Here is a 25357-nt window from a genome sequence, read left to right on the forward strand (position 1 = left end):
CGACAGGCATAAGGCGGATCTGCGAAACGGCGTATTTTGCCGTGCAGCGGAGCTGACTTATGACCCGAGCAGTTGCCACCCGAAGTCTAGACGATAGATAACAAGCAAAAGCCTTACACAACGGGAATTCCCATTGTGTAAGGCTTTTGCTATTAGTATATGGAAGGAAGAAGCAGTTTACCTGCTCTTCCATGATTGCGGATCAGTGCGTTGATTTCTTCCACCGGAACGGGTCTGCTGAAGTAATACCCTTGCAGCTCGGAGCATCCGAACTGTTTCAAAAGATCCCATTGTTGTTTCGTTTCGACGCCTTCACCGATTGTTTGCAAACCGAGCATTTCTGCAAGATGAATGATTGTCTGGACGATTCCGGAGCTTTTCGGGTCGTTTCCGAGTCCATTAATGAATTGGCGGTCAATCTTGATTTGCTGGATTGGGAAGTGCTGCAAATAAATAAATGCGGAATACCCTTTTCCAAAATCGTCGATCGAAACGGAATAACCCATTTCCCTTAAGAGATTGATCCGGTTGGCGACGGCTTCGGTATCTTCCAAAGCGACGTTCTCCGTTATTTCCAGCACAATGCTTTTCGGCTTGATGTTTGCCTCAGTGACGCATTTTTCGAGATAGAAAGGCAGGTTATGGTGCAGGAAATGTCTTGGCGATAAATTCACGGACACCGTTGCATTCCTCAATCCTTGCTCTATCCAATCCCGGATTTGGCCGGCCGCCTGCTTGATGACCCATTCCCCTATCGGTGTAATGAGTCCCGTTGACTCGGCAAGCTCTATGAACTCTCCCGGGAAAATGAGGCCACGCTCTGGATGTTGCCACCGAATCAAAGCTTCAAAACCGATCACTTCTCCCGTCCGGCAATTCACTTGCGGCTGGTAATGCAACTTGAATTCATTCAGATCCAGGCCCCTCCGCAAGTTCATTTCAGACAGCATTGTCTCTTTCAAGAACGTGTGCATTTCAGGGTCGTAGAGGTTCCCGCCTTTCCGGTTTGATGCCTCTTTTCCCGATTGCAACGCCATATAAGCCGCCTGAATTCCATACTTCACGTTCGTCGCATGCTCAGGATAGATGGAAGCCCCGTAGCTGAACGTCATATACACTTCCTGTCCACTTACATGCATCGGACGCTTTAATCGATTGACGACCCGTTCTATCCTTGCCATCTCGCATTCCATTTCGCCATCAAATGGGATGAAAATGACAAAATGATCGAATGCCAATCTTGCGGTCTGTGCGGGATGCGGAAACTGCATTTTCAGCCGGTTCGCTGTAATCTGGAGCAGTTTATCCGCTCCATCAGGTCCGAGCACACCTTGCACTTCCGTGAATTGATCCATCACAAGATATACGAAGGCGCCCCACTGACCTTTTTCAAATTCGCCAATCTGCTTCGTCACCTTTTCAGTGAATGAATATTGATTGTCGATTCCGGTCAACAAATCTGTATAGGCAAGCCGATGGACATGTTCTTCCACTTCAATGCGCTCCAACCGATCGAAAACGAAGGAAAGCATATCCGCAATGGACGCTGCAAGGACTCTATCAAGATATGACCAATTTCTCGGACGCGTTGATTCACAGCAGACTACACCGCCAATCCCCTTGCTTAGGATGATCGAGGCATCGATGATCGATTTCACTTCCCCACCATCATAATAAGCATGTTGATACAATTCCCGGGTGGCGGGATCTGTTGAAACGTCTGCAATGGCCAAAATCCGTACTTGTTGGACCGCTTCAAAATAGGATGGCAGCTCTTCAGCAAAGATCACTTCTCCAGCTGTATGGGAAGATCCATTTGTATGTAAAATGCTTTGTGCGGTCAAAGACGTTCGCTCTTCATTGAATAACCAAATGCTCACTCGATCGCACGCCATAATTCTTGATATGCGAATGCACAATTCTTCTATAACAGGGGCAATCGATTGACGCGAAAGGTCAGACCGTTTCGCCTGCGTAAATATGAATTCCTGTATTTTTTGAAGTTCTTCTAAAATTATATCTAGTTTTTCATGAGAACGGTTCATTGGACTTATTCAACCCCTTCCTGCTAACTACTTCTCCTACCCCTTTGTATCGGTAATATTATATGTTTTTTGAGGCTAAAGCGTATTTTTTCATTATTCTATTAGAGCCTATGTTACAATGAATGAATAATCACTCATAACTAATAAAGAAGGTGTCTCCAGATGAAATTGGAAGAGATGACGATGGAACAGATTTGGACAGAAATTGATGCGCAGTTGAGCACCAATAAAGGGCCTATCGCAGGGATGAACGCATCGTATTCATTCGATTTGGCCGGTGAGGACGGCGGTATGTATGGATTGAAGTTTGCGGACGGCGAGGCGGAAACGTACCGTGGCGACCCAGGCGAAGTCGATTGTGCATTGAAGTTGAGTGTCACGGACTTCAAAAAAATGCTTGGTGGCAACTTGAACTCCACTGCTGCTTTCATGATGGGAAAACTTAAAGTGAAGGGCAATATCGGTTTAGCTTTAAAGCTAGAAAATTTATTGAAGCAGTACACCTTTTGATTATTATTATCCAACCCGCCGTTCGCCATGTGCAAACGGTGTTTTTTTATATAACTAGCCAATTCCAGAGGTTCGTGTTCTTTGAATTAGTATGGTTACGACAATTTCCTCACCGGCACAATGAAAAATCATGTCTAAAATTTTTATTGGGCATAAGATGAGAATAAGTAGTCTAAAGTAGTAATTCTTTTTCAATAAAGGCTTCCCTATTTCTTCATAATAGATTAGTATAGTCATGTGTCTTGACATCTATCTTGATTATAAAAAAGGAGAATACAAATGAAAAAGAAGCGTATGTGGTCATTGCAGTTTTCAACTGCTGCGTTTGTGCTGATCCCCGCGGCGGTCGGCATCAACTTCTTGGGGAAATTGTTTGCAAACTTGTTGAAACTGCCTTTATGGGTTGACGCCATCGGGACGGTGCTTGCGAGTATGCTTGCAGGTCCCATTGTTGGCGCCATAGTCGGTGTCGTAAATAATGTTGTCTACGGGTTCACGACTGATCCCGTCTCCTTCGTGTACGCAATCACCCAGGCCGTCATCGGCTTAGTGGTCGGAATCATGGCATATAAAGGATGGATTTCAAATGTCGGCAAAGCGGTTGTCCTAGGAATTGTCGTCGGATTCATTGCAGCGATTGTTTCGACTCCGCTTAATATTATGTTTTGGGAAGGGACGACCGGCAATGTTTGGGGGGATGCATTGTTTGCAACGATGCTCGCAAAAGATATGCCGTTATGGCTCGCTTCGTTTGCGGACAGCATCGTCGTCGATGTACCTGATAAAGTCGTCACTGTACTGCTCAGCTTCTTGATTTTCAAAGGGTTGCCGAAAAATGTGAAACTCATGTATGACAACCAAGGGGAAATAGAAAGGTTATAAGCATTGCCCGCAGGAGGGATTCGAATGAACAACATGACATTGTACGTAAATCGGGATTCGCCTGTCCATCGGGTGGACCCTTTGAATAAACTCCTATTCCTCTTCATTTCCATCACATCGACATATATAGTAGCGAATCATCTGGCTGTGTTCGGCATCCTCCTGTTCACATTCTTCATCCTCATGATCGGCAATGTGTTCAAATTCATTTTGCCGGTCATCGGGGTCAGCTTTCTGTTAATCGCATCGATCATCATCGTCCAAGGATTTTTTCATCCCGACCGGGTAACGGTTCTGTTCGAAATCGGGCCGATCGCCATTTACAAAGAGGGGTTTTTAATCGCGTTTCTAATAACGCTCCGGGTCGTCAATATGGTGGCCGCGTTCGGCGTCCTCATTTTGACGACAAAGCCGGATGATCTCGTGGAAGCATTGCTGCAAAAAGGGTTGTCTCCGAAATTCGGTTATGTGCTGCTGTCGGTGCTGCAGATCATCCCGCAAATGGTCGCCTTAACTGGGAAAATAACGGATGCGCAGCGGGCTCGCGGGCTGGAAACGGAAGGTGGAATTTGGAAGAGATTCAAATCATTCCTCCCCCTTCTCGGTCCCGTCGTCCTCAATTCGCTCACAGAAACACGGGAGCGATCCATCGCACTTGAAATCCGCGGATTCAACGCAAAGGGGAATCGGACGTTTTTGTATGAACGGGAAAACTACCGATATAGCATGCCTCTCAGAATTGCATTGATCGTCTTCTTTTTGGCTGTCATCGTTTGGAGGGTGATGTCATGAGTTTATTACGTGTTGTAAATTTGAAATATAAATATCCCGATAGCCCCCGTTTTGCGCTCGATGATATTTCATTCACGGTGGAAAAGGGAGAATTCGTCGGGATTGTCGGCATGAATACAGCCGGGAAGACGTCGTTATGTTATGCATTGAGCGGACTCATCCCCCACTTTTTCAAAGGTGCGTACGGCGGGGATGTGTACATTGGCGACATGGATGTGTTGTCGCATGAAATAAGTGAAATTACGGCAAGGGGCGGTCTCGTCTTTGAAAATCCTTTCTCGCAGATGACCGGTGCCAAGTTCACTGTCTATGATGAAATTGCGTTCGGGTTGGAGAATCAAGGCGTGCCGCGTGATGTCATGCATGAACGGATCCGCGAAAGCATGAAGCTGCTCGATATTGAAGGATTGCAAGGAAAGAATCCATTTTCATTATCCGGAGGTCAAATGCAACGGGTCGCCATTGCAAGCGTCATTGCCATGAAGCCAGATATCCTCATACTCGACGAACCGACTTCGCAGCTCGATCCCGAGGGCGCGGAGGAAGTGTTCCGCGTCGTTGAAAAATTGGCGGATGAGGGTATGACGATCATCATGGTGGAGCAGAAAATGGAGAAGCTTGCGGCGTATGCGGACAGGATCCTCTTACTGCATGACGGCAAATTAATCGTGGATGGGAAGCCGGAAGAGGTCTTTTCTAGGGACGATTTGATTGATTTCGGTGTGGAACCTCCTATCTACGTGAAAATCGCACGGACTCTCGACATTCGGAATGATGAGACCGGACTATATCCAATTTCTTTAGAGGAAATGCCGAGGGCGAGGGAGATTCGATTTCATCATATTGAATCAATCGAGGCGAACGGCACAACTACTTCCGAACTCATCGTCCGAAATCTGCATTTCAGCTATGAAAAAGGACAGGACGTCATCCTCGGGCTTAATGTCTCGTTGAGCGGCGAGCCTATCGCAATCATCGGGCAGAACGGTTCCGGGAAAACGACGTTTGTGAAATTGTTGAAGGCTCTATTGAAGCCGGACTCCGGTGAAGTTTTCCTGAATGGATCGCCAATATCCGAAACGACGGCAGCTAAACTGGCAAGCCGGATCGGGCTCATCTTCCAAAATCCGAATGACCAGATTTTCAAACATAAGGTGATCGATGAAGTGATGTTCGGTCCTCTGAACATCGGCCAATCTGGTGAGGAAGCGCTCGCTAATGCAAAAGAGATGCTTGCGCTCGTCGGACTTGCGGATAAGGCGGATGAGAATCCATATGATCTTAGTCTAGCTGAGCGGAAGATGGTTGCGATTGCCTCAATTCTCGCCATGGATACCGATATCGTCATTTTCGACGAACCAACTATGGGGCAGGATATCCGCGGGAAGTCGAAGGTGAAGGAGATCATCCATTCACTCCATGAAAAGGGCAAGCTCGTCATCTGTATTTTGCATGATATGGATTTCGTTGCGGATACATTCGGACGGACGATCATTTTCAGCAATGGCGGAATGCTGTTTGATGGCCCGACACGTCAAGCATTTGCAAAGGAGGAAGATTTGCGGCTCGCGCGGGTCGAGCAGCCGCATATTACAAAACTAGTACAGCGATTGGGATATGATCGTGTCGTATTGAAGGAAATCGAGCTGATCTAGAGGGGGTGTCCGGAAAATCAGTGAAAGCTGACTTTCTGCGGCACCTTTCTGATTTGAGCGCGGCACTCCCTTCTTTGGATGCTGGAACGCCGACTTTGGACGCGCGACCGCCTTTTTCACGCGCGAGGCCTTGCCAGCACTGTGTTTGTCGCTTATAATGAAGATAGGAAATATTTTTACAAATTCTGTGGAAGAAGTGTGACCGCCTTGTTCAAAGATCAGCGTTTTATTGATTATAATGCGTCAGGGTTTCGGAAGGATATGCTTTCGGGGATCACTGTCGGTATCGTAGCCATTCCACTTGGGATGGCTTTTGCAATTGCCTCAGGTGTGAAACCAGAGTATGGATTATACACAACGATCATTGCAGGTTTTTTAGTAGCCCTACTCGGTGGATCGCGGTTTCAAATTGCCGGTCCAACAGGTGCTTTTATCCCTATCCTTCTCGCAATTGTCCTTCAATACGGCTATGAAGATCTCTTAATAGCAGGGTTTCTGGCCGGTATTTTCCTAGTGATCATGAGCTTTGCAGGCATTAGCAATCTTATTCATTTCGTCCCTCGTTCCGTAACAATCGGGTTCACCTCGGGGATTGCCATTATCATTTTCACGGGGCAGTTCGGGAACTTCCTTGGCCTGTCGGGACTCGAGAGCAAGGAGTTCTTTCATGAAAATATGATTGATGTCGCCAAGCATCTTCATACTGTGAATATCTTCAGTGTGCTCACCGCAATAATTGGGCTGGCGTTGATCTTCATCTTGCCGAAAGTTGCCCCTCGTGTTCCGTTGCTGCTCTTCGCTCTTTTGATTCCAACTGTATTATCTGTCTTGTTCTACCCAGGAAAAGTAGAAACGATCGGTACAGCGTTCGGAGGAATTCCACAATCATTGCCCGGCTTTCAATTTCCCGAAATCACGTTATCCAAGCTCGTCAGTCTTTGGCAGCCTGCATTAATCATTGCTGCACTCGGCGCGATTGAATCGCTGTTGTCTGCAGTCGTTGCGGATGGTATGAAAGAAGGTCCGAAGCATGATTCAAAGCGGGAATTGTTCGGGCAAGGAATCGCGAATATCATTTCGCCTTTATTCGGGGGCATCCCAGCAACAGGCGCGATTGCAAGAACTGCGACCAATATCCGGTCAGGCGCTGTCAGCCCGGTTTCCGGCATGGTGCAAAGCATCTTCGTATTATTGTTCATTTTGGTTTTTGCCCCGTTCGCCTCATATATTCCTTTGGCGGCGATGGCGCCCATTCTAATGTTTGTTGCTTGGAATATGAGTGCGAGAAAGGCATTTGTTCATATTTTGTCCGTCAGGTCAGGCGATTCAATCGTGCTGCTGACGACATTCCTGCTTACCATCTTTATCAATTTGACAGTTGCCGTCCAAGTCGGCATCCTGTTGGCTGCACTTTCCTTCTTACGTAAGATGAGCGGCAAGCTGTATATTGCGACGGAAAAACTTTCGGAAGTAGAGATTCACAAGTTCGGAGAGGAAGTCTCCAAATTCATCATTGAAGGACCGTTGTTTTTCGGTACGGCAAAGGTGTTCGAAGACAAGATGCCCGATATCCTTTCAAGTGGAACAGCTAAGATCATTTTGGATTTGGAGCATCTATCGATGATTGACGCGACTGGTGAGGCTGCGCTATCCGCGTTGTTGGATGGTGCCAGCAAACAGAATGTAAGAATCATTGTGAAGAAATTGCCCAAGCAGAAACTTTCCATGTTCAAGAAAAGCGGACTATATGATCGGATTGGGGAAGAGAATTTCTTTATGTAATTTTTACTATCCGTTCACTATTATAAAACACTCCATCTACAGGGACTGTCCCGTAGATGGAGTGTTTATCTGAAAAATGAAGCTGTCGCCAATGTCGCCGCAAGCACTTTCGCCCCCATATCAAGCGCATCCTGGTTAAAAGTCATATTAGGATGGTGAAGGCCAGGTCCTAAATCTGCACCTACGCCAATCATAGCGGCTTTCAGATCAGGGTTGTGGATCGTATAGAAATGGAAGTCATCGCTTCCGGATGTGATGATTGCTGGCGCGAATGCCTCTTCACCGACTGATTCGAAGATCGCTTCTTTTGCAATCGAAGCGGCTTCCTCGGACACTTCCGCTGCAGGCGTATAATCAGACCAGTTCAATTCGATGTCTACGCCGTGAAGCTCGGCAATTGAATGGATTCCCGCATCGATTCGTTCCTTCAGTTCATTCAGCACCGAATTCGACTGTGCCCGTGCATCGATTGCAAACAGGGCATTTCCAGGGATAATGTTCAGACTATCGCCACCCGCCTGGACTTTCGTCAGTTTCGCGGAATACGCTTCATATGGAGAAAAGTAAATCGTTTTCAGGAATTGGGCAATCGCGAAAATCGGGTCGAGTGCATTTTTCCCTTGCTGCGGTCTCGCGCCATGAGCATCAGCCCCTTTCACTTTCCCTTCGAGGAAAATCGCCGCGCCGTGATGAATGGCAGGAGATACCTTGCCAAATGGGATCTCTTCCTGTGGTCTTAGATGGACACCGAATAAATGGGAAACACCATCGATGGCTCCCCTTTCAATCATTGATTTCGCGCCATTCCCTTTTTCCTCCGCTGGCTGGAAAATGAACCGGATGCGGCTTCCGAGCGTTTGTTCCTGCAAGTAGGAAAGCGCCCCGAGCACTATCGACATATTGGCGTCGTGCCCGCATGAATGGTTCGCGCGATAAACGCCGTCCACCTCTTGCCAAAGCGCGTCAATGTCGGCACGGACTGCGATGATCCGATCCCCTTCCCCGATTTCTGCCACGACACCGGTCACATCATCGAATGTATGATGCGGTACGTTCATTTCCGTAAGGATTTCGGAAATCTTTTTTGTCGTTTCGACTTCTTTCCAGCTGATTTCAGGGTGAGCATGAAAATGACCGAACCATTCCCCTATTTGTTTTTCAATCGACATCACAATCTCTCCTCTTCATTCCGAATCCTGAATCGATTTACGAAGAAATGCATTACATTTTCACTTCTTTTGATACCGCCTCATAGATTGCCAGTAATCTCTCAGTAATGACATCATATGTATGTTCGCGGACTCTTCCTTCTGCGATTTGTCTTCTTGTTTCCGAAGGTTGTTCCAAAGCTTGCTTCAATCCGTTCGCAAGGGATGTCGGATTGTGCGGCTCTACGAGAATTCCTGCTTCATTGCCCAAAAGGAATGAAAGCCCCCCGACGTCAGTACCGACTACTGTAGTTCCCACAGCCATCGCTTCAAGAGCAACTAGTCCAAACCCTTCATGATGTGATGGCAAAACAAAGACATCTGCGGCTGCTATCCATTTCGCCACTTCTATTTGCGGCAGCGGTTCCTGATGGGAAGTACTAATTTTCATTTCCGACAAATGCTCTTCTAATTTGTGCATAAAACCTTCATCTTTACTTGACCCAATCATATGAAGCATGGCGTCCGGATAGTTTTCTTCTACCTCCTTAAATGCTTCGATAAGATCGAGAATCCCTTTTGCTTCTATCATATTTCCAACAAACAACACAATCTTCTCATGTAGAGGAAGGCCTAATTCATTACGGGCATCCACTTTTGGAATCGGTTTGAATACTTCCGTATTGACCCCCATGCTCATTACATGGACATGCTTCTCCTTAACACCAAAATGTTCAACGACATCCAATTTCAATCGTTGCCCTACAACAATGACGGCATCGGCATTCTGTAAAGTGATTCTAGTCATCGACTCAATCATCTTATTTTTAGCAGCCATTTTGTCGATATCTCCGCCATGGACTGTGATGACATAAGGCAATCCAAACATTCTTTTTCCAATTAACGATAGCAACCCCGTCGGAAATGTGTAATGCGAATGAGTTAAAGAAATTTCAGACTTCTTCGTAAGCATATGGGTCATTGATTTTACGAACCAGGTAAAATACTTTTTTAAAGCAGCTTTTCCTTTTGAAGGATCTTCGATTGCAACGACATTCACTTTCAGACCTTTTGAACGGAGGTGTTCTACTTGGTTCTTTACAAAAATACCGAATGTCGGGTGTTTTTGTGAAGGGTACATATTGCTGAATACTGTAATTTGACGCATCAGAGTTCATCCTATCTATTCAAATTCCATAGTCATTTCAATTGATTATTCATTGAGCGATTATACCATATGCAAAAAACCTTGAACAATCTACGCAATATCCCTCGGTTCTCGCACTCTACAAGAGCCTATTCCTGTTGTAACCATATCGTAATATGAATGTAACAAAATTTGATGTTTATCCATGTTAGGATTGATTCACAGATAAAGCACAGCTTCTATTATGTGCGAAAGGGGAATTTGGGAAAAAATATGAAAAGAATCATCTTCTTAGTTTTTGCATGCCTATTGATCTCAACGTCCACTCATGACACGGCTTCAGCAAGCACATCGACTTCCCTAGTCAGTACGGCTAAAGCGTACATGGGAACACCATATAAATACGCGGGAACTACTACTTCAGGTTTTGACTGCTCTGGTTATACACAATTCGTCTTCAAAAGAGAAGGAGTTTCAATTCCTAGAACTACTACCCAACAATACTCTACTGGAAAGTCCGTTGCAAAAAGCAATTTGCAGTCGGGTGATCTCGTATTTTTCAATACTAGCGGAAACGGCGTTTCACATGTGGGAATCTATATCGGATCAAGTAATTTCATTCATGCCTCAACAAGTAGAGGTGTCATGATTTCATCAATCAATGATCCGGCTTATTGGGGTAAACGATACATAGGAGCTCGGCGTGTATCAGACTTCTCTGCAGAAACAACAATTGCTTCAACTCCTCAAGTCAATTATGCAACGAGAGGCGAAGTCGCAGAAATCCTGGCTCAGGAATTAAACCTTTCAAGTAAGGCAAGCAATCAGGAGTTCACCGATATCTCGACGTCTCATCCCCAGCATGAAGCTATTGCTGCAGTCGGAGAGGCAGGGATTTTCACTGGAAATACAGCAGGAGAATTCATGCCGAATAATTATTTGACGAGAAGTGAGCTGGCAAAAGTCTTGGTTGGCGCATTCGATCTCCCGTTAACTCCTGGGACAACCCCTTTCACGGATGTATCAACATCCAACTGGGCGAATGACTATATTAATACGCTTTACACAAACAAATTGACAACGGGCTATGCCGATGGAACATTCGGAACAACAAACAAGGTCACTTCAAGTGAACTTCTACTATTCATTGAAAGACTTTCAAAAAAATAATACACAAATGCCCTCTGCACATATCCGGTGTGGAGGGCATTTTTTCATTCAGGCAAGCCGACTTGTTCGGCAACCCACTTTTCATCAAAACCTGTCCTGCCAACTGCGTCTCGTAATGGCACGACAATAAATTTTTCATTCTCGTCACGGATGACAGCCGTAGGATGAAATGTAGATTTTTCCACTTCCATAAAACGTCTTCCCGCCAATTCAATGATTGAAAGATGTACTTTCGCAATGCCGCCAACATTCGTAGAATCAAATGCTTGTGCGGAATAGAAGTTTCCGAGCGAATAGAAAATTTCCGTTTGGCCGATTTTTGCATAGCGCTGCAAGACATGCGGATGGTGGCCGAAGACGATGTCAACACCTTGTGACGCAAGCCACTCGGCGAGCTCCACCTGCTTTTCGGAAGGCTGCAACATATACTCATCGCCCCAATGGATGGAAACGACAGTTAAATCCGCTTCGGCTTTCAATTCCCGAATTTCCACTTCCATTCGGTCTTTAGCAATCAATGAAACCAAGTAGCCCTTCCCTTTTGGAATTGCCGCTCCGTTCAGACCGTATGTATAAGCTAAAACGCCGATACGCACGCCTTTCACGTCAATTATACGCTTCGTCCCACGATCTTCCGCAGACTCATATGCACCGATATAAGGCATTCCATATTCGTTCATATGCCCAATAGCCTTCAGTAAACCGCTTTCCTGTTGATCGAGCGTATGGTTATTTGCAATGGACAGTAGATCGACTCCATTCGCTTTCAAATCCCTAATAATCTGCTTCGGGCTGTTGAACTGGGGATAGCCGGACAATCCTAGCTCCACTCCTCCGGGCAATGATTCTTGGTTTGCAAGGAGAAAGTCGGTGCCGGTCATCTCCGCTTTCACGGCACTGAATGAGAGGTCGTAGTTATCGTATGTATATAGCGGGTAATGCAACAGGATATCCCCGATCATTCCAATTGTAATATCGGATGATTTTCCATCCAGGATTAATTCTGCCGGATTGCTTTGAAGCATGGAAAATTCATCAGGACGGACAACTCTTTCTTTATCGCTTATACATCCGTTTAATAAAAAACTACATGCTATCGTCAATATAGCAAAATATTTCAAGCAACTATCCCCAGTCGTAAAGTAGTAGTATCTTTCCACTATACTTCAAGGTTCTAATATATGGAAGATGCAAAAAACCTATGCTCCGTTTGAACGAATGCATAGGTCTCGGTGTAGTTCCACTTATTTATTATCCGACGGCTTTTCTCTGCATTCGGTTGAATTCAGGAATTGAGCAACTTGCTTTTCCGAGTCTTGTTCAGGCTCAAAATCCGGGAAGGGCTTGGCGTTCGGCATTCCAGTGAATGCCTTGCCTTCTTCCTCATTGGGATTTGTTTGAAAACGGTTGTCTTTCATCACAAACAGCTCCTCCATTTTCATGTCTTATCCTTACGATACCCACAATCCTGTCTTTTAATCGGGTTGTCATTCCAAAAAGCCGATCAGCAATTAATAAGTGATGATAATGAGAGAAACTCGCCTGGCTCAATTGTTACGTTTAAATTGGATATAACGTACACTTGTTTATCGTATAATTTGGAGACGTATGTCATGCCTTCTTCTCTTTTCATTCTTTACAATTACTTTACGTTCTAGGAGGAAATATCCGTGAAAAAAGGGTTTCTGCTAAGCTTGCTTATCCTTCTATCGGCATGTTCGACGGCATCTATGGCGGCATCTTTGCCTGCCGACAAGTTTCTGATCATCGCGCATCGAGGGGCTTCCGCCTATGCACCGGAGCACTCTTTGCTGTCCTATGGATTGGCAGTGCAGATGAAGGCGGATTATATCGAATTGGATGTGCATATGACGAAAGACGGGGAACTCGTTTCGATGCATGACCCTTTCGTTCATTTGCCGGATGGCAGAAAACAGATCGCAGAAGTGGATTTCCAGGAGTTAAAAGAAATTCGCCGTGAGTCTGACTATGACGGGAAGCTTTCGGTTTCATTGCCTGAAGGGATCGATCCGCTGCGAATCGTCAGTACGGAGGAGATTTTTTCGTACTTCCAAGATGATGTCAATTACTATATTGAACTGAAGACACCCGCCTCCTACGCGGGAATCGAGGATGCTTTACTCGGACAGCTGAGGGCATTCGGGCTGTTACCGTTAGAAGACACGGAACTGCCGAAAGTGATCCTGCAATCATTCGATGCCAGATCTCTAAAGAAAATCCATGTGCAGGAGCCGGACATTCCGCTAATTCAACTGTATTCGGCGAAAAATGAAACGATGCTAACGAAAAAGCGATTGGAAAAAGTCGCGGAGTATGCGTCGGGCATAGGCGTCGATAAGTCGGTTGTAACAGAGGAGTTGGTTGAGCTTGCACATGACGCAGATTTGCATGTACATCCGTTCACTGTGAATGAAGAGAAGGAAATCAGACGCATGATTGAAATCGGCGTAGATGGGATTTTTACGGATGTGCCGGATGTCGCGGTCGAGGTGGTTGAGGAGATGCTGGGTGAGTAAGGTTTTTCCGACTGGTTGGGTGTGTCTAAAGTCCCGGAATGAGCATAACTGTGTTAAAGTCGCGCATAACTCGGCTAAACTCGAGCATAACCAGCCTAAAGTTGAGCATAACTTCACCCAATTCGCGCATAACTTATCCAGCATAGAAAAAACCTCCCTATTCGATAGAAAAGGGAGGTTCTGTCTTCAAACGAGTGATTTTACTTCTTCCTTGAATCGGTTTACGGCTTTCTCGATCGGAGCTTCGTGGCCGGCTTCCTTCAATGCTTCACCAATCTTGTCGATTGCAGAAATAAGCATTTGTTCCGTCGTGTTGCCCATATGGCCGAGGCGGAATGCTTTACCGACCAAATGCGCCAATGCACCCGCGACGATAAGTCCTTCTTTCGCCAAAGCTGCCCTGAATTCAGCGTCATCCAAACCTTCCGGATACAGGAAACAGCTCAATGTCGAGGCCGCAACCGCTTCTTCCGCCAATGGCTTCATGCCGTATTCCCGGAGTGCAGCGCGCACGCCTCGTCCAAATGCCGTATGCCTTGCATATCGTTTTTCCAAGCCTTCCTCCAGAACAAGTTTCATTCCTTCATCATATGCATAAATCAAGTTAACCGGAGGCGTCGCAAAGTATTTCGACGGATCATGCATGATCGGAATCCAGTTTTCAATATCGCAATAGTAAGCCGGAATATGTCCGAGTTGCTTGCGTGCATCCAATGCGGTTTGATTGAACGCGACAATGGCAAGCCCCGGTGGAACTCCGATCGCCTTTTGGGAGCCCGTCAGAACGACGTCGATTTTATAACCCGCGCCGCCATATTCCTTGCTCATATCCTCTTCCATTGCGGCAGTTGCACAAACTCCATCCAGTATGACGAGTGCGCCGTGTTTTTTCACAATAGGAACGAGCACTTCCAAGTCGGCCGCCACACCTGTGGACGTATCGGCGTGCGTGATCGTCACCGCCTTGTATGTACGCTCCGATAATTTACGCTCCACGTCTTCCGGTGCAACCTGCTGTCCCCATTCGGCTTGAAGGACATCGATTTCAATACCAAACGCTTTCCCCAATTGGATGAAACGGTCCCCGAAATACCCGTGGCTGATGACCAATAGACGCTCTCCCGCACCGACCGTATTGACAAGAGCCATTTCCATGCCGATCGTACCCGATCCCGCGATGACAAATACCTCTCCATCGGTTTTGAACATCTCGCGCGTCCTCTCGATTGATCGCTTGTATATCTCGACGAAGCGCAGATCTGTATGCCCTCTTGTCTCGGCTGCCATAGCATCGTAAATCGAATCGACAACTGGCGTCGGTCCAGGTATCAATAACATCTCTTCATTTCGCAAAACGATATCCCCTTTACGTTAGATTTCTCTTCTATTATACCCTATTCTCCGAATTATGAATGAAACCCTCTTTATTCTAACTGAAAATAGAGAAAACCCGTTCCCCATTTGAGGAGACGGGCCAATTTCTTCAATCCTTATGCTTGCCGATGCAGCGTTCGCATTCATAGAGCAGGGATTCAACTTTCTCAACGATTTCACAACCGCATTCCCGGCAGATCTTTTTCGACTTTTGCACTTCATTTGTCTTTTGCATAATGAACCTCCTCCTTTTCCTATGATAGTTTTCTATATCCCGGCAATGTCAGGAATTCCTCGAACTCATCTTGAAGCGTCAACTCGACGAACAGCTCAGCCGCCTCATTGAATTTGCCGAAACGGTATTCCTTTTCGCCGTAGGTTTCCCTCAATTTTTTCATCTCTTCGGCAAATAGATTCATGAATAAATCAACAGTAATGTCCCTGCCATCATCAAGCCTGCCTTCAGGATGGCGGATCCATTGCCATACTTGTGAGCGGGAAATTTCCGCGGTAGCTGCATCTTCCATCAGATGATTGATCGGCGCCGCTCCATTCCCTTTCAACCACGAAGCGATGTACTGGACGCCGACGCTGCAATTCATCCGCAGCCCTACCTCCGTAATCGTCCCGGTCGGCACTTCCAGCAACTCAGCCGCCGTCACTTGCACGTCTTCCCGTTTCCTGTGAACTTGATTGGGCGTTTCCATATGTGCATCAAATTCAGCCATCGCAACCGCGACAAGCCCCGGATGAGCGACCCACGTTCCATCGTGTCCGTCCGTCACTTCCCGGCGTTTATCCTCGGCGACCTTCCTGAATGCTTCCTCATTCGCTTCGGGGTTGTTACGGATCGGAATCTGAGCCGCCATCCCCCCCATCGCAAACGCATTCCGCTTGTGGCATGTCTGGATGCATAGCTGTGTATAGGCTCTCATGAAAGGCGATGTCATCGTCACTTGCCCTCGGTCCGGCAAGATGACATCCGGTTGGCTGCGAAGCCTTTTGATGAAGCTGAAAATATAATCCCAGCGTCCGCAGTTCAGCCCCGCAATATGGTCGCGCAGTTCATAGAGAATTTCATCCATCTCGAATGCAGCGGGAATCGTTTCAATCAACACTGTCGCCCGGATCACACCAGTCGGAATGCCCAGTTTTTCCTGCGCGAAGACGAATACTTCATTCCATAGTCTTGCTTCCAAATGGCTTTCAAGCTTCGGCAAGTAGAAATACGGACCCGTTCCCCGTTCCAATAATTCCTTCGCATTATGGAAGAAATAAAGCCCGAAATCGAAGAAGCCTCCTGCCATCGGCTCGCCGTCGATTAGGATATGCTTTTCATCCAAATGAAGACCTCTTGCCCTCACCATTAAAACGGCTGTCTCTTCATTCAAAGAGTACTTCTTTCCATTGGAAGCCTGCTCGAACGAAATTGTCCCTCTTATGGCATCTTTGAGATTCAACTGACCGTCGATCATATTCGACCATGTCGGCGAAGTTGCATCTTCAAAATCAGCCATGAACGCTTTCGCTCCGGAATTAAGTGCGTTAATAATCATTTTCCTGTCGACGGGACCGGTAATTTCAACACGCCGATCCTGCAAATCGGGTGGAATCGATGCGACCGTCCAATCCCCTTCCCGAATATGCTTCGTTTCTTCAAGAAAGCCCGGCTTTTCGCCAGCATCGAATAGGCGTTGCCTTGTTTCCCTCGCTGCCAGCAATTCCTTTCGCCGGCCATTGAATGTTTCGTGCAGGCTATAAAGGAATTCGAGCGCTTCCGGCGTAAGGATTTCCTCCGTCCCCGCCGTCATTTCACCGATTACATCCATATTGAAACGCGTCTGTTGAGTTGTCAGTTGAATCATCCTTTCATTTATTCGTGGAATCGTTAGGTACTTAAACGAATTGCGCCTCTTCCGTCGACCCCTTCATAGCCGTTGTTGAGGAAGTACCTCCTGAAATGACTTGTGCCACTTCGTCGAAATAGCCCGTTCCAACTTCGCGTTGGTGGCGGGTCGCTGTGTACCCTTTCGATTCATTCGCGAACTCTGCTTCCTGAAGCTTCGAATAGGCTGCCATCCCGTCCGTTTTATAGCCGTACGCCAATTCGAACATGCTGTGGTTCAATGAATGGAAGCCCGCTAATGTGACGAATTGGAATTTATAGCCCATCTTGCCGAGTTCGCGCTGGAATTTGCCGATAGTCTCGTCATCTAGGTTCGATTTCCAATTGAATGAAGGCGAACAGTTATAGGCGAGCATTTTGTCCGGGAATTTCTCGTGGATGGCGTCCGCAAAGCGTTTCGCTTCTTCGAGATCCGGCGTGGATGTTTCACACCAGATGAGATCAGCATATGGTGCGTATGCGAGACCGCGGGCAATCGCCTGCTCGATGCCAGCTTTCGTCCGGTAAAATCCTTCCGGTGTGCGTTCTCCGGTAATGAATGCATGGTCGCGTGGGTCGACGTCACTCGTGATCAGATCTGCTGCGTCTGCATCCGTCCTCGCAATGATGATCGTTGGGACACCCGATACGTCAGCCGCAAGTCTTGCCGAAATCAAATTCCTGACTGCATTCTGCGTCGGAAGAAGCACTTTCCCGCCAAGATGACCGCATTTCTTTTCTGAGGCGAGCTGATCTTCGAAATGGACGCCGGCAGCGCCTGCTTCAATCATCGCTTTCATCAATTCGAACACATTCAAAGGACCTCCGAATCCTGCTTCCGCGTCAGCGACAATTGGTGCGAACCAATCGAACTCGTCAAGCCTGCCTTCTGCACAGTCGATTTGATCCGCACGCTGCAGCGCCTGATTGATCCGCTTCACGACATTCGGCACGCTGTTCACCGGATATAAGCTTTGATCCGGATACATCTGCCCCGCCATATTCGCATCCGCCGCCACTTGCCAACCGCTCAGATAGATCGCCTGGAGTCCCGCTTTCACTTGCTGGACTGCTTGATTGCCCGTCAGTGCGCCGAGAGCAGCGATGAAATCCTCTTCATGAAGCGATTTCCAAAGCCGCTCCGCCCCTCTTTTCGCCAATGTATGTTCAATTTGAACTGAGCCCCGTAACTTGATGACGTCCTCCGCACTGTATCCCCGTTCGATACCCGCCCAACGTCCGTCCTCCTGCCAGCTTCTCTCCAACTGCTCCACTTGTTCCTTCATTTCATTCCACACCTTTCATTTAATAGAGTAATTGATACTTTCCTACTGTTCCACAACAGGATAAGTTGTTATACATTACTATATAACAGAATATTAAAACTGTCTGTGCATTTCGACAAAAGGATAGTTTAAGAGGATGAAAGCGGAAATAGCTCGATGAATTCGAAAAGGGGAAGATAAATCAATGGAGAAAAAGAGGTCGCGTGAAGAATACCTTCAGCAGCTTTCAAATCTAGATTGGATTCCAGTCAAAATAAACGGCGAGCCTGCTGCACTTGTCGTCAACCTTGCACATGATTATGAATTGGTTAAAATAAGTCCTCTTCGGTTGCTCACCGGAAAGCTTGACGACGAATGGTACCCGGTGCCGCTTGAACAGATCACTCATATCGAAAGCTATCAGAAGAAAACATTCTTCTATACGGAGGAAGGGCAATTCAGCATTGCTAGCACCTTAAAGGAGTTGGATAAGCGGCTGCCTGAAGTCTTCTTGCGCATTCATCGTTCTTACATCGTGAATACAGCTAAAATTTCGAGGATTTCGCGCGACTTTTCTTCGAATCTTGTTGTGACATTAGTGGACGGGACCGAACTGCCGGTAAGCCAGTCGTATGTGAATGATGTGAAATGTGTGCTGGGGTTTTGAAGAGAAAGGAAATGGTTGATATTTCGGTCTCATGTTTCATCGATTTAAGGCGTAAACGAGGAATTAATCTGGAGAATTATGGGCAAAAAAATACTGCAGATAGGAACTATCCTGATACCATCTGCAGTTTTTATTCATTAAGCATGCTGTTTTTCATATGCGGCAATTTGCTCTTCATATTGGAACGTCAACGCAATTTCGTCCCATCCATTCAATAACATCTGCTTATTATACGGGTCGATGTCGAATGTGTATGTTTTCCCGTCTTCGCCTTTTACCGTCTGTTGTTCAAGATCGATTTCCAATGTATAAGGAGCGGTCTCGCCTTTGGATAAAAGCTCTACTATTTCCTCGACACGGAGACGGATTGGCAGGATGCCATTCTTGAAGCAGTTATTATGGAAAATATCCGCAAACGACGGGGCGATGACAACTTCGAACCCATAGTCAAGGATTGCCCACGGCGCATGCTCCCTAGAGGAGCCGCAACCGAAGTTGTCATGGGCGACGAGGATCTTGGAGTCTTTGAACCGGTCGTCGTTCAGGACAAATTCTTTGTTTTCCGTACCGTCCGCCTGGAAACGCCAATGGTGGAAAAGGTATTTTCCGAAGCCGGTCCGTTCGATTCGCTTCAGGAATTCCTTCGATATGATCTGGTCTGTATCTACATTTTTTCGATTCAAAGGTGTCATGACACTGCGCACTTCATTAATCGGTTTCATGGAATCATCCTTTCTTCATCCAGCTATGGGCGCCAGTGGCTCAGGGTCATAAGTCAAAGCTAAAGCCGTCACGAAGAACGGCTTTTGCGAGTAAAAGCGTAAGCGTTACGAGCAGCGCCGCAGCTTCGCCTTATGCCTGAGGCCGGCAGGAAGCCGGTCATGCAGTCGTTGCCGCAGGACGCGGCATACTTAGACTGCGAACCTCTGCTGTGCAGGCGCCCTCCGCTTTTGTTTACTAGACGTGAGCCAATTTCATTTTACGAACGTCTGTGAAATGTCCGGAAATCGCTGCGGCCGCGGCCATTGCTGGACTCATCAGATGGGTGCGGGAACCCGCCCCTTGCCTGCCTTCGAAGTTCCGGTTCGATGTCGATGCACATCTTTCGCCAGCCGGTACGACGTCATCGTTCATCGCGAGGCACATGCTGCAACCCGATTCGCGCCATTCAAAACCGGCTTCGAGGAACACTTTATCCAAGCCTTCCTCTTCTGCCTGGCGTTTCACAGTGCGTGAACCTGGAACGACGATTGCCGTTACATTCGGATGCACTTTTTGACCTGCGATCACTTCTGCTGCTGCTCGTAGATCGCTCAAGCGGGCATTCGTGCATGACCCGATGAAGACGTGCTGGATTCCAATTGAAGTAAGTGGCGTCCCTTCTTCAAGCCCCATATAGGTGAGCGCTTTTTTCAACGCTTCCTTATCGGATTCATCTGCAAAGTCTTCCGAGGACGGCACATTTGCACTAATGCCGGATCCCATCGAAGGATTTGTGCCCCAAGTGATAAACGGCTCGATTTCATTAGCATCGATTTCAAGAACTGTATCGTATACCGCCCCTTCGTCGGTTGCCAAGGAGAGCCATTCTTCCGTAGCCTCCTCAAACGCTTCGCCATCAGGGACATGACGACGTCCTCTCAAATACTCGATCGTCGTCTCATCTGGGCTGATCAAACCGGCTTTCGCCCCTGCTTCAATGGACATATTGCAAATCGTCATCCGTTCCTCCATCGTCATGGAGCGGATTGCTTCGCCTGTATACTCAGCGATATGCCCCGTTCCGACGTCAATGCCGAATTTTGCAATGATGGCAAGGATGACATCTTTCGCAGTGACGCCGAAGCCGAGCTTTCCATTGATCCGAATTTCCATCGTTTTCGGTTTTGATTGCCAAAGCGTCTGTGTCGATAGGACATGTTCGACCTCGCTCGTACCGATTCCGAACGCGATGGCGCCAAATGCACCATGCGTAGATGTATGGCTATCACCGCAGACAATCGTCTTGCCAGGCTGCGTCAACCCGAGTTCAGGACCGATAATATGGACGATCCCCTGGTCCGGATGCTCCATATCGGCAAGCTCAATGCCGAACTCCTCACAGTTTTTCTCCAATGTCGTAATCTGCTTTTTAGCAATCGGATCGTTGATGATCGGCAAATTCCGGGTCGGAACGTTATGATCCATCGTCGCGAAGCAGAGATCGGGGCGCCGCACTTTCCGCCCCGCTAGCCGCAAGCCTTCAAACGCTTGAGGTGAAGTCACTTCGTGCAATAAATGTAGGTCGATATATAATAGGTCAGGCTTCCCCTGTTCTTCGTATACAATATGCTGCTCCCAGATTTTTTCGATGATCGTTTTAGGCATATCAAATTCTCCTTCCATTTCAGACATATGAAAACATGATGCTATTCGAAACGAACTGCAAATCCAGCTCACCAATCACTTTATCCGTCCATTCCGTTGTCGAAAGGGCGCGATCTGATCCACCCGCTAGGTCCGCTGTAAAATGTCCATCCTCAAATACGGTATCAACGGCTTTTTCGATTGCTGCCGCTTCCGTCTCCATTTCAAATGAATAACGGAGCATCATCGCCGCCGACAAAATGGCTGCTGCCGGATTCGCGATGCCCATCCCTGCAACATCGGGCGCTGAGCCATGCACTGGTTCGTAAAGGCCGAATCCATCGGAACGAACGCTTGCGGATGGCATAAGGCCGAGCGAACCGGTGATGACGGACGCTTCGTCGCTTAAAATGTCGCCAAACATGTTTTCAGTGACGACAACGTCAAAGGATTTCGGATTTGTAATCAACTTCATTGCCGCAGAGTCGACGAGCTGATGCTCGACTTCGACATCCGGATAGCCTTTGCGTTTCTCTTCGACGACTTCCCGCCAAAGCTTGCTCGACTCCAATACGTTCGCCTTATCGACGGATGTCACTTTTCCCCGTCTCATCCGCGCAAGCTCAAACGCTTTTTCAACGATGCGTTCGATTTCTTCACGTGTGTAGACGAGCGTATCGACTGCGGAAGTTTTGGTTTTGCGGCTCGGCTGCCCGAAGTAGATGCCGCCCGTCAGTTCCCGGACGATCATCATATCAACTTCCCGAACAATTTCCTCCTTGAGAGGAGAAGCTTGAAGCAAGGAAGGGACTGCCTTGACCGGACGCAGGTTCGCGAATAAATCAAAGTGCTTTCTGATGGCAAGCAACCCTTTTTCAGGTCGCAATTCTGAAGGATTCCGATCCCATTTTGGACCGCCGACAGCCCCTAAGAGCACTGCATCACTTGATTCACAGAGTTCAATTGTTTGCTTCGGGAGTGGGTTATTGAACGAATCGATCGCCGCTCCTCCGATTGAACCGTAATTGAAATGGAATGTGTGGTTGAATCGTCTTGCAACCACTTCAAGAACTCGCACAGCCGCCGACGTTACTTCCGGTCCGATTCCATCGCCCTGTAATACAGCTACTCTTTTTTCCATTGAACTTCTCCTCCTTGTTGTCGTCTTACCGTTCACTTAATCTTCAGACTCAATAGCGTATAAATATATGCAGATATAAACGGATTTGCGCTCCAGGCGGACGCTTTCCAATCGAACAACGAAGAGTTCGATTTGCCGTATTTCTGCAGTTTTCGCAGAAATTAAGGCAGCTACTTCCACTTCCTGCTCCCTTAGAGTCGCAAACGCCGTTCTTCGTAACGGCGTTCGCAGGAGTCGCCGCTTCCGCTCCAATCCTAATGATTTACTCCTAATTTTAGAATATAATTAATCTAGAAACGCATAAACAGCAAGAATTACGCATAAATCCTTGTAAAAGCTCATAAACTGCAAAATTTACTCATAAACTGCTAAACTCACGCATAAATCGCGAAATTCACGCATAAATTCCCCACAATCACGCATAACGCATGTTCATGCCAGCTATTATTGACTAACTGTTTCCGCCACTTTCACTTGATCTTTCACTAACTTTCGATTAATAGCGTTCAAGTAGGCTTTTGCGGATGCTTCCAATACGTCTTGTGAAACGTCGCGTCCTGTGAAGGTTTCACCGTTGAAGCGCAAGTTGACGACTGCTTCCCCTAAAGCATCGCGGCCTTTGCCGATAGATGTGACGCGGTAATCCAGAATATTGACTTGGCCTTTGACGAGCAATTCGAGTGCGTTGAAGATTGCCTCGACTGAACCTGCGCCGGTTGTGGCAACGACGACGTTTTCTCCTGAAGGGACATTCGCTGCGATCGTTGCGGTCGGAACGTTCGACGTGCCGTATTGGACTTGCACATTCGTCAATTCATAGATTTCCGCATCTGCGTACGCAATCTGCTTTCCTGTGAAGAGGACGAACAGATCGTCTTCCGTTATTTCCTTCTTGCGGTCGGCGAGCTTCTTGAACTCGACAAACGCTTCATTCATTTGCGCGTCGCTTAGTTCAAAGCCCATTGAAATAGCACGGTCCTTGAATGCATGGCGGCCTGAATGCTTGCCGAGTGCTAACGGAGCCGTCGTTTCGCCGATCAGTTCCGGTGTGATGATTTCATACGTTTCCCGATTTTTCAGCATGCCGTCCTGATGGATTCCGGATTCATGCGCGAATGCGTTTTTCCCGACGACCGCCTTGTTGGGCTGAATGACGACACCTGTCAACTGGCTGACCAATTGGCTTGTGCGCTTGATCTCTTGCAAGTTAATGTCCGTTTCAAACCCGTAAACGTCCTTACGGATATGGAGGGCAACCGCGATTTCTTCGAGCGCTGCATTTCCAGCCCGTTCACCGATCCCGTTAATCGTGCCTTCGACTTGATCGGCACCATTTTCAATCGCTGCGATGGAGTTTGCGACAGCCATACCTAAATCGTTATGGCAATGCGCAGAAAGTTTCACACGCTCAATGCCCGTCACATTCTCCTTCAAGAATTTGAATAAAGCCCCATATTCTTGCGGCGTTGCATAACCGACCGTGTCTGGGATATTGATTGTCGTCGCACCGGCTTTGATCACTTGATTGATGATCCGGACGAGGAATGCAGGGTCGGAACGGAATGCGTCTTCTGCTGACCATTGAACGAGAGGAAAGAATTTTTTTGCATATTTTACGGCTTCAACTGCAATATCCACGACTTGGTCAGGCGTCTTCATCAATTTATGTTCCATATGGATTGGAGACGTGGCCAAAAACACATGGAGATGAGGTTGCTGTCCGCCTTTAAGCGCTTCCCATGATGTATCGATATCACTTTTCATTGCGCGGGCAAGCCCGGTCACTGTCGAGTTCTTCACTGTATTCGCAATGCGTTGCACCGCTTCGAAATCACCAGGTGAGGAAGCAGGAAACCCTGCTTCGATCACCGTAGCGCCAAAACGTTCTAGTTGGCGGGCAATTTCCATCTTTTCAGCTGTGTTCAGATTGATGCCGGCCGATTGTTCACCATCACGAAGTGTCGTATCAAAGATGTCAATTTTTCGCACTACCCACCACTTCCTCCTGTTTTGATTTCTTGCCTTCATTTACGAATGGCATCATCGCACGAAGCTTTTCGCCGACGACTTCAATTTGGTGCTTTGCTTCCGACTCTTCATATGCATTGTATTTCGGGCGGCCGTTTTCGTTTTCTGCAATCCAGCCTTCTGCAAATTTACCTTCTTGGATGTCAGTTAGAATATCTTTCATACGTGCTTTCGTGTCCGCATCAACTACACGCGGCCCTGATACGTAATCGCCCCATTCAGCTGTGTCGGAAATCGAATAGCGCATTCCGGACATTCCGCCTTCGTACATGAGGTCGACGATCAGTTTCAATTCATGCATCGTTTCGAAATATGCAAGTTCAGGCTGATAACCCGCTTCTACTAATGTTTCAAAGCCGGCTTTGACGAGGGAAGTCAATCCGCCGCACAGTACTGCCTGCTCACCGAATAGGTCCGTTTCCGTCTCTTCCTTGAATGAAGTTTCAAGTACGCCTGCACGGGCTGAGCCGATCCCTTTCGCATAAGCGAGAGCGACATCTTTCGCTTGGCCGGAAACGTCTTGGTATACCGCGAACAATGCCGGTACGCCAGCGCCTGCTTCAAATGTTCTGCGAACTAGATGTCCCGGGCCTTTCGGTGCGACGAGGAATACGTCGACGTCTGCGGGAGGTACGATCTGTCCGAAGTGGACGTTGAATCCGTGTGCAAATACGAGTGATTTGCCCGCTTTCAGTGCCGGTTGGATCTCTTCGTCATACACTTGCTTCTGTCTTTCGTCTGGAAGTAGGATCATGATAAGATCCGCTTGTTCAGCTGCTTCAGCTACTGTTTTCACAGCTAGGCCGTCTTCTTTAGCCTGATCATATGATTTTCCTGGGCGTACGCCGACGACTACGTTGAATCCAGAGTCTTTCAAGTTCTGTGCATGTGCGTGACCTTGTGAGCCGTAACCGACGATTGCGACAGTCTTTCCTTGTAGAAGTCCTTCATTGATATCCTGGTTATAATACATTTTAGCCATT

The 25357-nt window shown here is 47.4% G+C and carries 22 protein-coding genes; 8 read left to right on the forward strand and 14 right to left on the reverse strand.

Translation table 11 applies throughout. The features are described from left to right. Nucleotides 1-152 precede the first annotated feature (152 nt). Entirely contained in the window at nucleotides 153-2045 is a 1893-nt protein-coding gene (locus tag OC538_RS06910) for a putative bifunctional diguanylate cyclase/phosphodiesterase (RefSeq protein WP_262173879.1), read from the reverse strand. Between the two features lie 162 nt (nucleotides 2046-2207). On the opposite strand from OC538_RS06910, the gene OC538_RS06915 reads away from it, so the two are divergent. From OC538_RS06915 to OC538_RS06935, 5 genes are all read left to right on the forward strand, one after another. After that, a complete protein-coding gene (locus OC538_RS06915; RefSeq protein ID WP_251693832.1) occupies nucleotides 2208-2555 on the forward strand; it encodes an SCP2 sterol-binding domain-containing protein in 348 nt (115 codons plus the stop codon). 279 nt (nucleotides 2556-2834) lie between these two features. Next, on the forward strand, nucleotides 2835-3437 hold the full coding sequence (locus OC538_RS06920) for an ECF transporter S component (RefSeq protein ID WP_262173881.1): 603 nt from the start codon (nucleotides 2835-2837) through the stop codon (nucleotides 3435-3437). 24 nt (nucleotides 3438-3461) lie between these two features. After that, the gene (locus tag OC538_RS06925; RefSeq protein ID WP_262173883.1) at nucleotides 3462-4229 is read left to right on the forward strand and encodes an energy-coupling factor transporter transmembrane component T family protein; all 768 of its coding nucleotides are present in this window, start codon (nucleotides 3462-3464) and stop codon (nucleotides 4227-4229) included. Beyond that, nucleotides 4226-5884, forward strand: coding sequence for an ABC transporter ATP-binding protein (locus tag OC538_RS06930; RefSeq protein WP_262173885.1), 1659 nt, complete (start codon nucleotides 4226-4228; stop codon nucleotides 5882-5884). Before OC538_RS06925 ends, OC538_RS06930 begins: the two co-directional genes overlap by 4 nt. A 207-nt stretch (nucleotides 5885-6091) precedes the next feature. Further along, nucleotides 6092-7666, forward strand: coding sequence for a SulP family inorganic anion transporter (locus tag OC538_RS06935; RefSeq protein WP_262173887.1), 1575 nt, complete (start codon nucleotides 6092-6094; stop codon nucleotides 7664-7666). 65 nt (nucleotides 7667-7731) lie between these two features. On the opposite strand, the gene OC538_RS06940 is transcribed toward OC538_RS06935, so the two are convergent. Together OC538_RS06940 and OC538_RS06945 are read right to left on the reverse strand one after the other, a co-directional pair. Further along, a complete protein-coding gene (locus tag OC538_RS06940; protein ID WP_262173888.1) occupies nucleotides 7732-8835 on the reverse strand; it encodes an amidohydrolase in 1104 nt (367 codons plus the stop codon). Between the two features lie 52 nt (nucleotides 8836-8887). Then, nucleotides 8888-9982, reverse strand: coding sequence for a glycosyltransferase (locus tag OC538_RS06945; RefSeq protein ID WP_251693826.1), 1095 nt, complete (start codon nucleotides 9980-9982; stop codon nucleotides 8888-8890). 252 nt (nucleotides 9983-10234) lie between these two features. Between OC538_RS06945 and OC538_RS06950 the strand changes: the two genes are divergently transcribed. Further along, on the forward strand, nucleotides 10235-11131 hold the full coding sequence (locus OC538_RS06950) for a C40 family peptidase (RefSeq protein WP_262173889.1): 897 nt from the start codon (nucleotides 10235-10237) through the stop codon (nucleotides 11129-11131). Between the two features lie 44 nt (nucleotides 11132-11175). Here OC538_RS06950 and OC538_RS06955 read toward each other — a convergent pair whose 3' ends face one another. Then, nucleotides 11176-12252, reverse strand: coding sequence for a CapA family protein (locus tag OC538_RS06955; RefSeq protein WP_262173890.1), 1077 nt, complete (start codon nucleotides 12250-12252; stop codon nucleotides 11176-11178). A gap of 123 nt (nucleotides 12253-12375) precedes the next feature. Beyond that, a complete protein-coding gene (locus OC538_RS06960) occupies nucleotides 12376-12552 on the reverse strand; it encodes a hypothetical protein (protein WP_251693823.1) in 177 nt (58 codons plus the stop codon). Nucleotides 12553-12801: 249 nt separating this feature from the next. Here OC538_RS06960 and OC538_RS06965 point away from each other — a divergent pair, with 249 nt between their 5' ends. Continuing rightward, nucleotides 12802-13668 (forward strand): glycerophosphodiester phosphodiesterase family protein, encoded by an 867-nt coding sequence (locus OC538_RS06965; protein WP_262173892.1) that lies wholly within the window; start codon nucleotides 12802-12804, stop codon nucleotides 13666-13668. A gap of 186 nt (nucleotides 13669-13854) precedes the next feature. Here the strand turns inward: OC538_RS06965 and OC538_RS06970 are convergent, their stop codons facing one another. The 4 genes from OC538_RS06970 to aceA form a co-directional block, all read right to left on the reverse strand. Further along, the gene (locus OC538_RS06970) at nucleotides 13855-15021 is read right to left on the reverse strand and encodes a pyridoxal-phosphate-dependent aminotransferase family protein (RefSeq protein WP_262173894.1); all 1167 of its coding nucleotides are present in this window, start codon (nucleotides 15019-15021) and stop codon (nucleotides 13855-13857) included. Nucleotides 15022-15151: 130 nt separating this feature from the next. Continuing rightward, the gene (locus OC538_RS06975; RefSeq protein ID WP_251693820.1) at nucleotides 15152-15277 is read right to left on the reverse strand and encodes a YhfH family protein; all 126 of its coding nucleotides are present in this window, start codon (nucleotides 15275-15277) and stop codon (nucleotides 15152-15154) included. Between the two features lie 19 nt (nucleotides 15278-15296). Further along, the gene (gene aceB / locus OC538_RS06980) at nucleotides 15297-16907 is read right to left on the reverse strand and encodes a malate synthase A (protein ID WP_262173897.1); all 1611 of its coding nucleotides are present in this window, start codon (nucleotides 16905-16907) and stop codon (nucleotides 15297-15299) included. Nucleotides 16908-16938: 31 nt separating this feature from the next. Then, complete coding sequence (gene aceA / locus OC538_RS06985; protein WP_262173899.1) at nucleotides 16939-18213, reverse strand: isocitrate lyase; 1275 nt, start codon at nucleotides 18211-18213, stop codon at nucleotides 16939-16941. Between the two features lie 184 nt (nucleotides 18214-18397). Between aceA and OC538_RS06990 the strand changes: the two genes are divergently transcribed. After that, nucleotides 18398-18859 (forward strand): LytTR family DNA-binding domain-containing protein, encoded by a 462-nt coding sequence (locus OC538_RS06990; RefSeq protein WP_262173900.1) that lies wholly within the window; start codon nucleotides 18398-18400, stop codon nucleotides 18857-18859. A gap of 137 nt (nucleotides 18860-18996) precedes the next feature. On the opposite strand, the gene leuD is transcribed toward OC538_RS06990, so the two are convergent. The 5 genes from leuD to ilvC all read right to left on the reverse strand — a co-directional run bounded on the left by leuD (nucleotide 18997) and on the right by ilvC (nucleotide 25356). Next, nucleotides 18997-19581, reverse strand: a complete 585-nt coding sequence (leuD, locus tag OC538_RS06995) for a 3-isopropylmalate dehydratase small subunit (RefSeq protein ID WP_262173902.1) — start codon at nucleotides 19579-19581, stop codon at nucleotides 18997-18999. Between the two features lie 235 nt (nucleotides 19582-19816). Next, on the reverse strand, nucleotides 19817-21226 hold the full coding sequence (gene leuC, locus OC538_RS07000; RefSeq protein WP_262173905.1) for a 3-isopropylmalate dehydratase large subunit: 1410 nt from the start codon (nucleotides 21224-21226) through the stop codon (nucleotides 19817-19819). Between the two features lie 19 nt (nucleotides 21227-21245). Beyond that, nucleotides 21246-22346: a 3-isopropylmalate dehydrogenase gene (leuB, locus tag OC538_RS07005; protein ID WP_262173908.1), complete on the reverse strand. Its 1101-nt coding sequence runs from the start codon at nucleotides 22344-22346 to the stop codon at nucleotides 21246-21248. Between the two features lie 444 nt (nucleotides 22347-22790). Continuing rightward, nucleotides 22791-24335 carry a 2-isopropylmalate synthase gene (locus tag OC538_RS07010; protein ID WP_251693813.1) on the reverse strand — a complete coding sequence of 515 codons (1545 nt, stop codon included), beginning with the start codon at nucleotides 24333-24335 and terminating at the stop codon, nucleotides 22791-22793. Beyond that, nucleotides 24322-25356, reverse strand: a complete 1035-nt coding sequence (gene ilvC / locus OC538_RS07015) for a ketol-acid reductoisomerase (RefSeq protein ID WP_262173910.1) — start codon at nucleotides 25354-25356, stop codon at nucleotides 24322-24324. The genes OC538_RS07010 and ilvC overlap by 14 nt, the downstream gene beginning before the upstream one ends. Nucleotide 25357 lies beyond the last annotated feature (1 nt).

It is taken from the genome of Saccharococcus sp. Marseille-Q5394, assembly GCF_946901335.1.
In the GTDB taxonomy this organism is placed as follows: Bacteria; Bacillota; Bacilli; order Bacillales_A; family Planococcaceae; genus Sporosarcina; species Sporosarcina luteola_C.